This window comes from Nostoc sp. CCY0012 (assembly GCF_963920855.1).
Lineage (GTDB): Bacteria > Cyanobacteriota > Cyanobacteriia > Cyanobacteriales > Nostocaceae > Cyanocohniella.
The window spans coordinates 77676-90985 of record NZ_CAWUDM010000011.1; the positions used below are offsets into that span (position 1 = coordinate 77676).

At 41.0% G+C, this 13310-nt stretch carries 14 protein-coding genes; 8 read left to right on the forward strand and 6 right to left on the reverse strand.

The annotated features are described in order from the left end of the window. Positions 1 to 6 precede the first annotated feature (6 nt). The 3 genes from ACM0OS_RS04885 to grxC form a co-directional block, all read right to left on the reverse strand. Complete coding sequence (locus ACM0OS_RS04885; protein ID WP_414542038.1) at positions 7 to 777, reverse strand: lysophospholipid acyltransferase family protein; 771 nt, start codon at positions 775 to 777, stop codon at positions 7 to 9. Positions 778 to 875: 98 nt separating this feature from the next. Beyond that, a complete protein-coding gene (tadA, locus tag ACM0OS_RS04890) occupies positions 876 to 1370 on the reverse strand; it encodes a tRNA adenosine(34) deaminase TadA (protein ID WP_414542039.1) in 495 nt (164 codons plus the stop codon). A 180-nt stretch (positions 1371 to 1550) separates the two neighbouring features. Then, positions 1551 to 1865, reverse strand: a complete 315-nt coding sequence (grxC, locus tag ACM0OS_RS04895) for a glutaredoxin 3 (protein WP_414542040.1) — start codon at positions 1863 to 1865, stop codon at positions 1551 to 1553. A gap of 303 nt (positions 1866 to 2168) precedes the next feature. On the opposite strand from grxC, the gene glpX reads away from it, so the two are divergent. The 4 genes from glpX (at position 2169) to ACM0OS_RS04915 (ending at position 5950) form a co-directional block, all read left to right on the forward strand. After that, positions 2169 to 3206 (forward strand): class II fructose-bisphosphatase, encoded by a 1038-nt coding sequence (glpX, locus tag ACM0OS_RS04900; protein ID WP_414542041.1) that lies wholly within the window; start codon positions 2169 to 2171, stop codon positions 3204 to 3206. A 222-nt stretch (positions 3207 to 3428) separates the two neighbouring features. Further along, complete coding sequence (locus ACM0OS_RS04905; protein WP_414542042.1) at positions 3429 to 4715, forward strand: glutamyl-tRNA reductase; 1287 nt, start codon at positions 3429 to 3431, stop codon at positions 4713 to 4715. A gap of 290 nt (positions 4716 to 5005) precedes the next feature. Further along, complete coding sequence (locus ACM0OS_RS04910; RefSeq protein WP_414542043.1) at positions 5006 to 5467, forward strand: hypothetical protein; 462 nt, start codon at positions 5006 to 5008, stop codon at positions 5465 to 5467. A gap of 66 nt (positions 5468 to 5533) precedes the next feature. Then, the gene (locus ACM0OS_RS04915; RefSeq protein WP_414542044.1) at positions 5534 to 5950 is read left to right on the forward strand and encodes a hypothetical protein; all 417 of its coding nucleotides are present in this window, start codon (positions 5534 to 5536) and stop codon (positions 5948 to 5950) included. A 17-nt stretch (positions 5951 to 5967) separates the two neighbouring features. Here the strand turns inward: ACM0OS_RS04915 and ACM0OS_RS04920 are convergent, their stop codons facing one another. After that, positions 5968 to 6750, reverse strand: coding sequence for an ABC transporter ATP-binding protein (locus ACM0OS_RS04920; protein ID WP_414542045.1), 783 nt, complete (start codon positions 6748 to 6750; stop codon positions 5968 to 5970). 131 nt (positions 6751 to 6881) lie between these two features. Next, positions 6882 to 8018 (reverse strand): branched-chain amino acid ABC transporter permease, encoded by a 1137-nt coding sequence (locus tag ACM0OS_RS04925; protein WP_414542046.1) that lies wholly within the window; start codon positions 8016 to 8018, stop codon positions 6882 to 6884. Between the two features lie 184 nt (positions 8019 to 8202). Between ACM0OS_RS04925 and ACM0OS_RS04930 the strand changes: the two genes are divergently transcribed. The 3 genes from ACM0OS_RS04930 (at position 8203) to ACM0OS_RS04940 (ending at position 10427) form a co-directional block, all read left to right on the forward strand. Next, positions 8203 to 8400, forward strand: coding sequence for a hypothetical protein (locus tag ACM0OS_RS04930; protein ID WP_414542047.1), 198 nt, complete (start codon positions 8203 to 8205; stop codon positions 8398 to 8400). Positions 8401 to 8443: 43 nt separating this feature from the next. Beyond that, complete coding sequence (locus ACM0OS_RS04935) at positions 8444 to 8695, forward strand: cytotoxic translational repressor of toxin-antitoxin stability system (RefSeq protein ID WP_414542052.1); 252 nt, start codon at positions 8444 to 8446, stop codon at positions 8693 to 8695. Positions 8696 to 8840: 145 nt separating this feature from the next. After that, complete coding sequence (locus ACM0OS_RS04940; RefSeq protein ID WP_414542048.1) at positions 8841 to 10427, forward strand: glucose-6-phosphate isomerase; 1587 nt, start codon at positions 8841 to 8843, stop codon at positions 10425 to 10427. Positions 10428 to 10674: 247 nt separating this feature from the next. Here the strand turns inward: ACM0OS_RS04940 and ACM0OS_RS04945 are convergent, their stop codons facing one another. After that, positions 10675 to 11331, reverse strand: coding sequence for a Nif11-like leader peptide family natural product precursor (locus tag ACM0OS_RS04945; protein ID WP_414542049.1), 657 nt, complete (start codon positions 11329 to 11331; stop codon positions 10675 to 10677). A gap of 771 nt (positions 11332 to 12102) precedes the next feature. Between ACM0OS_RS04945 and ACM0OS_RS04950 the strand changes: the two genes are divergently transcribed. Next, positions 12103 to 13257, forward strand: coding sequence for an NAD(P)/FAD-dependent oxidoreductase (locus ACM0OS_RS04950; protein WP_414542050.1), 1155 nt, complete (start codon positions 12103 to 12105; stop codon positions 13255 to 13257). Positions 13258 to 13310 lie beyond the last annotated feature (53 nt).

Sequence of the window (13310 nt, forward strand, 5' to 3'; positions counted from 1 at the left end):
AGTGAATTAAGAATTGGGAATTTCGGCAAATGCATGACTGCTAACCTCAGATTCTTGATGACTTAATTGTTTGAGGGCGAATGCTAAATCTGATGTAAGATTTTGGGCATTTTGTTTTACAGTCCCATCAGTGTAATCTGATACATTAAGCGGTGTACCAATGTGTATGTTCACATCTGCACCCCATGTAGGATAAGGATGGCTGTAATCGATGCTAATAGGTATAATTTTTACTCCTAGTCCTGGATAACTAGATTCAGCACTTAAAGACAGACGCGCAATTCCTGGTTTTAATGGGTGAAGTTTGTCATCACGAAAAATACCCCCTTCGGGAAAAATTACTAAAGTTCTTCCTTGCTGAAGCAAGTTAACTCCATGTCTGAGGGTCGTGATTGATGGGTGTTTTGGATCTACAGGAAATCCCCCCAAGTGGCGGACTAACCAACCTTGCAATCCCTGACATTCATCTATGGTGACCATAAAACGTAAGTCTTTGGCTGCTACACAAGCAATAGCGGCATAAGGTATGAGTAAAGCATCCCAACGTGAACGATGGGTGGGAGCGAGAATCACAGGCCCGGATGTGGGAATATTTTCCTGTCCGGTAATTTCAATTTGCCGAAAAAATAACGGTAAAAGGCAGTGACGCCCTAAAAGATACACCAGAGGACTTAACCAAGGAGACACTTGCGAGGTAGTATCAGCTACCTGAGTCTTAGCTTTGTTACTAGCGGTTAGTTGCTCGCATATCTGCTTGGCAATGGGGAATTGTATCATGATGGTAGCTGCTGGTTGTCCTGTAAAATACAAAAAACCTGTAATTAGTTACACCGTAGATTTTCTTTTGTAAATTGTGTGACAACTACTGGACAGTTTTACCTCTGTCCGTCATTTCTCTGACGTCGAGTTGTAAACCAGGCTTGTAATTGCTGGCGACAAGTTGATTCTAAAATGCCTCCCATGACGCGTAGGCGGTGGTTAGAAGCAGCGCCATCAGGAATATTGGTAACAGTACGAATTGCGCCAGTTTTAGGATCGTCCACTCCATAAATCAGCATTCCTAAACGTGCTTGGACAATAGCGCCAGCACACATGGGGCAAGGTTCGAGAGTGACGTACATGGTGCAATCATTAAGATGCCAGTTGTGTAAGCTCTTAGCTGCGGCCCTCAGAGCGATAATTTCTGCGTGAGCTGTGGGGTCTTTGTCACGTTCTTTTCTGTTTTCGCCTGTCGCCATCAAATTTCCTTTAGCATCAATAATCACAGCACCCACAGGTACTTCACCTGCTTCCCCTGCGATTTGTGATAACTCTAGGGCATGACTCATCCATTGCCGATGTCTTAAATATTCTGGGTATTCAATTAACATCTTCTCTGATAATTGCGTAGGTTTATCGCAGAAATAGTAAAAAACGTGCGTGCAGCCCACACTACACAGATAGCCAAGAACACAAAATTCAAGCAGCCAAGAAAATAAATTTACACCAATTTGACTGAACTAAATCAGTAAATTTAAGGCGATAAACCACAAGAAAAATATATCAAAAGTTTAGATACTTGGTTGGGCTAGAAGCGGATCAAGTTGAGCGTTTGTATCTAGCTGATAAATATCATCACAACCGCCAATGTGCTGGTTATTAATGAAAATCTGGGGAACTGAACGGCGACCATTAGCACGTTCTGCCATTTTTGTTCTGGCTGCTGTGTCGCCATCGATTTTGTATTCGGTAAATCTCACACCTTTCCACCACAAAAGCATCTTGGCTCGAATACAGTAAGGGCAGGTTTGCCATGTATAAATTTTTACGTTAGCTTTGACGCGTTCTGGATGGCGACCGAAAAGAGGATTGAGAAAGTCCAGCATTTTTTTCTTATTGATTTTTGTTAATTACTTCTAGCCTAGATCATTATCAGTTTTGTCGGCACAGACTTGAGGCATGAAGGGCATAAGAAGGTTGGGTCATGAAATAAACGTTGGCGAGATTTATTTATTAGTATAAAAATACTTGTATTTTCAAGATCAGGGCAATTATCGCCGTTCAGCAGCAAAACTTAACACTTAAGTCAGTAGAGACTATTTCCCACGTGTATACGCCCTTTGGTAGACTTGAAGACTGAAATAGCCAGATAACAAGACGCTAAATCAAACATTTGAGAGGGTGACTCTGTGGAAAATACACTTGGATTAGAGATTATTGAGGTAGTAGAGCAAGCCGCGATCGCTTCCTCGAAGTGGATGGGCAAAGGCGAAAAAAACATTGCTGACCAAGTAGCAGTGGAAGCCATGCGGGAGCGGATGAACAAAATTTATATGCGCGGTCGTATCGTCATTGGCGAAGGCGAACGCGACGAAGCTCCCATGCTCTACATTGGGGAAGAAGTCGGTATCTGTACCCAACCAGATGCTAAAAACTTCTGTAACCCTGATGAATTAATTGAAATTGATATTGCTGTTGACCCTTGCGAAGGTACAAACCTAGTGGCTTACGGTCAAAATGGCTCAATGGCAGTTTTGGCAATTTCAGAAAAAGGTGGTTTGTTTGCTGCGCCTGACTTCTACATGAAGAAACTTGCCGCACCAGCTCCAGCTAAAGGTTTAGTAGATATTAACAAGTCTGCTACTGAAAACCTCAAAATCTTATCTGAGTGCTTAAACCGTTCCATCGAGGAATTGGTAGTTGTGGTGATGGATCGCCCCCGCCACAAAGAACTCATTCAAGAAATTCGTACAGCAGGTGCCAGAGTCAGACTAATCAGTGATGGTGACGTTTCTGCTGCCATCTCCTGCGCCTTTGGTGGTACCAATATCCACGCTTTGATGGGTATCGGTGCAGCACCTGAAGGAGTTATCTCTGCTGCGGCTATGCGGTGCTTGGGAGGACATTTCCAAGGGCAACTGATCTATGATCCAGAAGTCGTACAAACAGGTTTGATTGGTGAAAGCAGAGAAGGCAATCTCGCACGGCTGAAAGAAATGGGTATTAATGACCCTGATAAGGTTTACAATGCCAACGAATTAGCTTCTGGCGAAACTGTTTTATTTGCTGCTTGTGGTATTACCCCTGGCACTCTGATGGAAGGTGTCCGCTTCTTCAGCGGTGGTGCAAGGACTCAAAGCTTGGTTATTTCCAACCAGTCCTGTACAGCTCGTTTTGTGGATACTATCCACATGTTTGACGAACCTAAAAATCTGCAATTGCGTTAGTAATTAGGGGGAGTAGGGAATTAAGAGGCAGGGGGCAGGCTTCGCCGTGAGCGTCAGCCGTTAGCGTAGCTTCCCAAAGGGTACGGGAGCAGGGGTGAAACACTTTTGGTAAGTATCAACATCTTTAGTTTTTCATCTTCCTCATCTCCCTGATCTCATCTTCCTCATCCCATCTCCCTCATCCCCGATCATCAATAATCTATTACCAATTACCGATAAATAATGAATATTGCAGTGGTGGGGTTAAGCCATAAAACAGCCCCAGTTGAAATCCGGGAAAAGCTGAGTATTCCAGAACCACAAACTGAAAGTGCGATCGCTCATCTTAGTAGCTATCCCCATATTGACGAAGTAGCAATACTTAGCACTTGCAACCGTCTAGAAATTTACATTGTTACTAGTGAAACCGAACAAGGTATCCGAGAAGTTACACAGTTTCTTTCAGAACACAGTAAGTTACCTGTGCAGTCTCTACGCCAGCATTTGTTTATGTTGCTGCATGATGATGCGGTAATGCATGTGATGCGGGTGGCCGCTGGGTTAGATAGCTTGGTACTCGGAGAAGGTCAAATTCTGGCTCAGGTGAAAAATACTCACAAACTGGGACAGCAATACAATGGTATAAAAACAATTCTCAATCGATTATTTAAACAAGCTTTAACAGCTGGTAAGCGAGTTCGTACGGAAACCAGTATTGGTACTGGCGCTGTTTCTATTAGTTCCGCAGCTGTGGAGTTGGCTCAAATCAAGGTTGCTAATTTAGCAGCTTGCCGTGTCACAATTTTGGGTGCTGGCAAAATGTCACGCTTGCTAGTACAACACCTAGTTTCTAAAGGTGCAGTACAAATTAGCATTGTGAATCGCTCTCAAGCACGCGCCCAGGAATTAGCAAAACTTTACCCGGAACAGGCTATTTATACTCATACGCTATCAGAAATGATGGCAGTAATTGCCGAAAGTGACTTGGTGTTTACAAGTACTTCTGCTACTGAACCGATCCTTGATCGCGCCAAGTTAGAAACAGTTTTAGAGTCTAACCGCTCTTTAATGTTATTTGATATTTCTGTGCCACGTAATGTCCACAGTGATGTCAATGAAATAGCAAATGTACATGCTTTTAATGTGGATGATTTGAAAGCAGTAGTGGCGCAAAACTACGAAAGCCGTCGCAAGATGGCCCAAGAAGCAGAGAAACTTTTAGATGAAGAGGTAGAAGCTTTTGATATTTGGTGGCGATCGCTAGAGACTGTCTCCACTATCAGTTGTTTGCGAAATAAAGTCGAAACTATCCGCGAACAAGAGTTAGAAAAGGCTTTGTCACGATTAGGTTCAGAATTTGCCGAAAAACATCAAGAAGTAATCGAAGCTTTAACACGAGGAATTGTTAACAAAATTTTACATGACCCAATGGTGCAATTACGGGCGCAGCAGGATGTTGAAGCCAGACGTCACTGTATGCAAACGCTGCAAACGCTGTTTAACTTAGATGCTGGTAAGCAATTTAGTTAAGGCGTGGAAGGGGATAAGGGGATAAGAAAAAACACTTCTTTATCCCCTTATTTTTCGGTACCATATTCTGCCAAATTTTAAGTTTGTTCTTGCAGTCGCACAGCCAAGCGATCGCATAGTAATTGAAATAACTTCTCATTGCTATTTTTACTTTTTTTAGTAATACAACAATCCATAGATATCTATTCGACCTACCAAAAAATTAATCAAGATAATTTGGACTGAAGTGTATTAACATTTGATTTATGAAGAACTAATAAGTTTTATTCACAAAAAATGAGGGGAATTATATGAAAACTCCGAGTTGTTCGTTATGGATTTTTGTCGCCCGAACAGATACATCTTTTCTTTTACATACAATTCCTCATTTAGTAAAAATGAATAACTTTCCTTTTGAGGAAAGAGTTTTAGTTGTAGATACTGCTCCACTGATGGGACATACAGTGAATCGTCCTTTCATTGGTACAATGCAAGAACTGCGTGAGTGTACGGAAAAGTTACTAGAAGCGGGTATTGTTGATCGGATTGTTGACATTAATTACGATCCTAGTTATCACGATAGTATGTATCGTAAACATTTTGGTCAACCAATTCGCTTTACTCATAACTATAAAGGTTATCCGATTTTAGGGTCTATTTTCAAGATCGAAGAATGTAAGAGTGACTATATATTACACTTCGATAGTGATATGCTGCTATATCAAAAATCTAATTATAGCTGGATTGAAGAAGGCATAAAATTAATGCAATAAAACCCTCAAATGATGTTTATTAGACCTCTTCCTGGCCCACCAACAGAAGAGATAAAAAATTATCAAATGAGTACTGAAGGAAAAAAAATAGACCAGTTCAATATATATAAAGCCTTTGGAAGTAGAGCTTATTTAATCAATTGTCAACGGTTTGACCAACTTCTTCCTTTACCAATTATTTGGCGTCCTTATAATTTAAAATGGATTAATAGTTTACCTGTACAGTTACAAACCTTTTTAAGTAATATGACAGGTAAGGGTAAGTTAGAATCTTGGGAAGTTCTGGTAAGTAGGAAACTAAAACAAACAGATTATTATCGAGCTAACTTGACTAATGCTGATGCTTGGACGCTACATCCTAAAGATAGAAACTCAGAAGAATTTATGCAAGCCTTACCTAGAATTATTGCCAGAATTGAAGCAGGTGACTATCCACCCCAACAAGCTGGCTATTATGACTTAATTTCAGAATTGTGGCTCTAATTAACGAGATTTATTAGTCATTTACCCAAATAAGCTTCTAAAACTTGCGAGTTACTTTGAATTTCTGCTGGGGTGCCTTCAGCCAAATTCTGACCTTCAGCTAATACCCAAACGCGATCGCACAAGGACATGATCACATCCATATTGTGTTCAATAATCAGAAAAGTCATGCCTTCTTGACGGTTCCAGGTGACAATGCGATCGCATATATCATCAATCAATCTCGGATTTACCCCGGCTGCTGGTTCATCCAACAAAATTAACTGGGGATTAGTCATTAAAGCCCGTCCCATTTCCAGTAGTTTGCGTTGTCCACCAGACAAACCACCAGCATAATCTTGGGCTTTTGGAGCTAAACCCACAGATTCTAGGAGTGACATTGCGTGTTCTTGGAGTTGCTTTTCTTCTTTAGCGACAACATGGGGTCTTAACTGCACCTGCCAAAAGTTTTCGCCTGTTTGCTTTTGCGCCGCCAGCAGCATATTATCTAACACCGATAACCGCGAGAGAGTCCGGGCTACTTGAAAAGTGCGGACTAATCCCTGTTGGGCGATTTGATATGATTGCAACTGCTGAATGGGTTCGCCATCAAAAATTACTCGTCCCTTATCTGGGCGAATAAAGTTAGAGAGTAAGTTAAATAAAGTAGTTTTACCAGCACCATTGGGGCCAATCAAGCCAGTGATACTGCCTTTATTAACTTCAATTCTCGCGTCATTTACTGCTTTAACGCCACCAAAGCTTTTACAAAGTCCAGTGGCGGCTAATAAGGGAAGTTGGGGTGATTGATTATTTACCATAAAAATTTATTATTAGAAGCTAGAGGTTAGGGGCTGGGGGCTAGAGTTTACCTTCTGTGATTGGAAACAGTTATTTTAGCCGTTGATGATGATCTAAACTTGTTAGTCACTACATTACCCCCAGTCCCGAGTTACTTACTCAGAGTGAGTTCTTCTTTTTTCCCTAAGATACCTTGAGGACGCCAAATCATCAGTACCATCAAAATTAAACCAATGATCATGATCCGAAATGCACCCAATTGGTCAGAAGACAAGTTGGTAAAAATTCGCGGTAAATATTCCCTAGTCAGGGCATCGTAGGTAAAGAAAATCACTGCGCCTAAAATAGTGCCGATGTTATTGCCAGAACCACCGAGAATCACCATAATCCACGCGTCAAAAGTCAGCTGTGGTTGGAAATTATCAGGGTAAATAGCGCTCAGTTGCCAAGCAAAGAAAGCCCCAGCCACACCTGCGATCGCACCACCAAGCATCAGTGATTGTACTTTGTACCAAAATACATTTTTACCCATTGCTCTAGGTACTTCTTCATCTTCACGAATAGCTTTTAGCACCCGACCCCAAGGCGATCGCACTAAAATTTCCAACCGCCAGAAGACAAATCCCAAGACCAACAGCGACACCAGCATTAGACCAGCTTTTGGGCTGTAATTATACAAGCCAATGACCCCAGCAATATAAATCCCTGCGGTCAAAAGGGCAAATATCAAACCCACGCTTAAGCGCGAAATGAGTTCTTGCTTGCTACTTACTTTTTTACTGGTATCAATTCGCAGAGATTTTTGGGCAACGCGAATCCATCGCCACAATGCCCAGAAAGTGATAGCAGCCAGCAGCGTCAGCAATCCAATCATCACCAGCCTGAAAAATAAATTAGGCGCTGTGGTTAAAGGTATGGGGTAACTTTGAACACCAAATGCCCCAGAAACCCAAGTGTCACCCACAGGCAATTCCTGATTATTCACTACTAAACGAATGAGTTCGCCCACGCCAATAGTGACAATTGCCAAATAATCTTCTCGCAAGCGCAGAGTAGCAAAACCAATGATTAAGCCTAACAAAGCGGCTACTATTGCCCCCATGACTGCGGAGATAAATAAGGGGATTCCCTGTAAACTTAACAACACAGTTGTATAAGCCCCTAAAGTCATAAAAGCAATATGACCAAAGTTAATTAACCCTGTAAAACCCCACTGTAAGTTAAGACCTAAACTAAACAGAGCAAAAATTGCTGTAGAAATTGCTAAAAAAATTAGATATTCAGTCATTAATCATTAGTCATTAAGAATAAACTTCACCTCATCCCCCCATCGCCTTGTCCCCTCATCGCCTTGTCCCCTCATCGCCTTGTCCCCCCATCGCCCACAGCTTCAGGATCATAATATCTCGCCGTTAACCGTTGTCAATTTTTGGGAACAATACTTTTGTGTTTTGGGTAAGAATTATTGCTATATGAATTTGCTGAGAATTAGAATTCATCACTTAATCGAGCAATTAGGCGATGAAGAACTACAAAGTATTTGGGAAACTACTCATGCTTTGCATTGTGACTATTACATGTTGAACGCAATACAACAAGTCAAGCAATCACAGCAACCGTGGGATATTTTAACCCATGAAGAAGCGATGCGAATGTTAATGTTTTTCTAATGTCAATGGCCCTAAAGTTTCGGTAAGGTGATGCCTAGTGAGTCTGGAAGTGCGCTATGCCCGGTCTTTTTTAGTAGACCTTAAGAGTTTAGAGCCAGCTGCCTACCAGCGGGTATATGATTTTGTTTTTTTTGAATTTGCTGAAAATGGTCTGCTACATTCTCTCCCAGACCTGCGACGACTGGATGTTGAGGGCATTTTTCATCGGTTTACTATAGATAATTATCTGATTGGCATCGAAATTAGGGGTGAGATTGTCAAATTTTTACGGGTCATACCCATGCCAGATGTTTAAATTAAGTGGTGAGTGTTAGATTGCTGCCATCCCTCATGCCTAATGCCCAATACCCAACACTTAAAACTGTATAAGGCTAGGCAGGGATGGGACTAGCCTTACATTAAACTTGTTTTTGAAGCAATACTTTACTAGAGATTTCCCTATGGATGCAAGGGCACTTTGGCAACGATACCAAAACTGGTTATATTTCCACGAGGGATTAGGACTTTACCTAGACGTAAGTCGGATGGGTTTTGATGACGCTTTCGTGGAGTCGTTGCGGCCGAAGTTTGACAAAGCGTTTGCGGATATGGCGGAATTAGAAAAGGGTGCGATCGCTAATCCCGACGAAGACCGCATGGTTGGACATTACTGGCTGCGAAATCCTGATTTAGCACCCACTCCAGAACTTACCCAAGAAATTGTCCAAACTCTAGAACAAATCGAAGCCTTTGCGGAAAAAGTTCACACAGGTGCTATTCATCCTGCTAAAGCCAGTCGCTTTACCGATGTTATATCCATTGGTATCGGTGGTTCGGCCTTAGGCCCTGAATTTGTCGCTGAAGCCCTCTCTCCTGATTTTCCACCGCTGAACATTCACTTTATCGACAACACCGACCCCGCGGGTATTGACCGCATTCTGATTCAGTTGCAGGATAATCTGGCTAGCACTTTGGTTTTAGTTATCTCCAAATCTGGAGGCACACCAGAACCACGCAATGGGATGATTGAAGTCAAAAAAGCCTATGTTGCTAAAAATTTGGACTTTTCCCAACATGCAGTAGCAATTACTAGTGTTGATAGCAACCTCGATAAAGTGGCGAAAAAGGAAGGGTGGCTGGCCAGTTTTCCCATGTATGACTGGGTGGGAGGACGTACCTCAGAAATGTCTGCTGTGGGGCTAGTACCTGCTGCATTACAAGGCATTGATGTGCGTGCCATGCTAGATGGCGCTAAAGAAATGGATGATGCTACCCGCGTCCCAGAATTGAAAAATAACCCAGCAGCTTTATTAGCCTTGTCTTGGTATTATTCTGGCAATGGCAAAGGTGAAAAAGATATGGTTGTCCTACCTTACAAGGACAGCTTGCTGTTGTTCAGTCGCTATTTGCAACAGCTAGTTATGGAATCCTTGGGTAAGGAAAAAGACTTAGATGGTAATACTGTCTATCAAGGTATTGCTGTTTACGGTAACAAAGGTTCCACAGACCAACACGCTTACGTCCAGCAGTTACGTGAAGGTGTACCCAATTTCTTTGCTACTCTCATCGAAGTTTTAGAAGATCGTCAAGGCGCATCCCCGGAAATCGAACCTGGAGTGACATCAGGCGATTTTCTTTCGGGTTTTCTCCAAGGAACTCGCCAAGCGCTTTACGAAAATCAGCGTGATTCTATTACAGTTACTATTCCGCAAGTTAATTCCCGAACTGTAGGGGCGTTAATTGCTTTGTATGAACGTGCTGTTGGTTTATACGCTAGCTTAGTTAACATCAATGCCTACCATCAACCAGGGGTAGAAGCTGGTAAAAAAGCCGCCGCCGCCATTCTTGACCTGCAATCACGAGTAGTGGCTGTATTACAAAAAGAAAAAACAGCTCTTTCTTTGGAAGAAGTCGCCCAGAAAGCAGGTGCGGTTGAGCAAGTTGAAGCCATTTACAAGATTTTGCGTCATTTACACGCCAATCAGCGAGGCGTTGTATTTCAAGGTGAACTTGGTCAACCCGGTAGTTTGAAAGTTTCTCTGGGTTGATAGCCTGAACTTAAAAATCACATGGTGTTAGAGAATTGTTGCTCACACAACAATTTTTATTGTGAAGCATCCTGATTTGAAGATATAGCTTCAACGGTCAGGATGCTTTGCTGTTTGTATCATGCCCAGTTATCAAAATTAATCAAAAATGTTCGCTCGTAGTCAGGACTAAATTCCTGGATTTAGGGACTGAAGTCCCTACTACAAGCTGTTTATTATCAACGATTTGGCGGACATCATATTACAATTAAACCCGACTGACAAGGCGTTGGTTAAAGTAGCTTTTTGGTAAAAAACAGCGATCAGGTAAAAACGGATTATGCATATATTGAGAGAGGAAAGTACCTGGCTGATGCCGATGGCAGAACGCTGGCACAATTCCCCAGTCTTCTGCTAGCCAAATCCAATACCCTGTTTCGATTCTGCCGTAATTTGATACTGTCAGAATCTCGCCAACGCTGTTGTTAATGGATACTAATTCGGGAGATGCTTTGATTTCAGTTAATAGCCAAGCTAATTCGTCTACCGAAAAGTAATAGCCATTCAAAGCGGCTATTTTGATGAACTGTTGGGGGTTTTTAACTGTGAGTAATTGTTCTTTGAGTAAAGGTTTTTTTTGGGCCAAATCAAAAAGATCCCAAATTTGGTTTCTGGTAATAAGAAACCATGCAAGTTCTTCTTCAGTCAAACTAAAACCATGTTCTGTTGCTAATTTGATAAATTGCTCCAGATTTTCAGTTTCTCCTAACTGATTTTTTAATGAAAAACTTTGCTCTACTAATGACAAAAAATCGATAATTTTTTGCCATGTTAATTTATCAAATCTTTTGTGAAGTTTTACTTTTTCTTTCCAACTCAGATATTTATCTTCTTTGAGGAAAAAATTCCAAATCTGATAATACATTGATTTATCTCTCTAAGTTTTAAACTTGGTAGAGTCCCTCGATTCGTAAATATCAGTTTAGTCAGTATACAGTGGGTTCTTCGACAGTATTGGTTACAAAAAATACAGTATTACACAGCACATAGTAGTTAAGTATAAAGTTTTTGTGTAATTTAAGACATAAAATAACGCATATACTGAAGATAAGATGAAGATGGCGATCGCCTATCTTGATCTTTTATATCCCTTAAAATAGATGAAAATTAGTCTGTACATACATTGTAGAATTAAATAAACGAACTACAAAGACGCGATGAAAAGTTGTCAAAAAGGTAAGTCCGACCTACCAACCTTTTCCAGATAGAGGACATAGAGGTAACAAAAATCACTGGATTTACTATTTAGGGCTACTTATTAAGTTGAGTATTAAATCAAGCGATCGCCTGTTTTATTGTGTTAAGAATTACCATAAAACTACAAATAACTTATACTAAATTAAAGAAATTATTTAATAACGCATATTCCGTAATCTAAAAAATTCTGGAGATTTGTACCTAACTAAAATGGTTTGTGTGTCAAACTTGTATATTTTGCCAAAATAAAGATTCTCACTCCGAAAAAAACAATTACCACTATAGGAATCCGGTTTGATTCCTAAAATTATTTGTGTAGGCTGGGAGTGGGGAGTAGGGAGTAGAAAAGAAGATTTTTTGAGTATACAGAGTTTTTAAGCGCATAGCGCAGGCTACGCCAACAGTAATTAAATAGGAGTCCTATAACTTAATTTAAAGTATGAAAACTTATGATTGGATTGTTGTTGGTGGCGGAATTAAAGGTGCTGCACTCGCCTATGAACTAAGGAAAACGGGGTTTAGTGTACTGTTGTTAGAGCAAGAGACAACACCACAGAATGCAACTCGCTATAGTTATGGTGGCTTGGCTTATTGGTCAGGAAGTACACCGCTAACTTGCAAACTATTAGAAGAGGCGATCGCCCGTTACCGTATCCTTGATCAAGAGTTAGATGCTGATACACAGTTTCGAGAGTTAGATTTATTACTAACTATTGCTGCTAATGGTGATCCAGATGCAACGGCTGCATCTTACGCTCATGTTGGCATTCCACCCCAGTTAATTAGTGTACAGGATGCTTGCGAGTTAGAACCATTGTTAAATCCCCAGGCGATCGCAGGTGCTTTAACTGTAAAACATGGTCATATTCATCCAGAAAAAACTACACAAGCCTACATTCAGGCTTTTTTGCGCCTGGGAGGTGAAATGCAGATTACCCAAGTATTGGAAGTAATTAAACAAGGGGTGAAAACCACAACCGCAACTTATCATGCGGCTAACACTGTCATTTGCGCTGGTGGACTCAGCCGCCAGTTACTCCAATCATCTGGTATTTTTATGAAGGTATATTTCACCCATGCAGAAATAATTGAAACTTTACCCACTGATATTCAATTACACACCTTAGTTATGCCAGCTAATTTGCAAAGGTTGCAATTAGAAGCACAAGCGACTCAAGTTGATGAATTGTGGAATCAACCGGGTAATGAAACTGTATCAGCAGTTTTAGATGCGGGTGCAATTCAATTTCTCGATGGTAGTATACGCTTGGGTCAAATTAGCCGCATTCTGACAGATCCTCACGCCAAAGTTAACTCAGAATTAAGTGAAAAGTGGTTACGCAATAGTATTGCTCAAGTATTACCAGCTTTGGGTAACTTAGCAGGAATATGGCATCATTGCTTAGTAGAATTTACTCAAACTCGTCTCCCTTTAATTGGTACTATACCTGGATTTGAGAATGTGCATGTATTTACAGGTTTTAGCAGTCCATTAGCAATGGTTCCTTCATTAGCAGAACGCTTTGCTAAGTTTGCAGCTGGTAATCAAGATGAAATTTTAGTTCAGTTATCGCCCAAAGCAAATGTATTTTAGGCTGAGAGCTTAGTGGTGCAGAAAACTTTTTGGAGTCTCAAGTTGAAAAAACA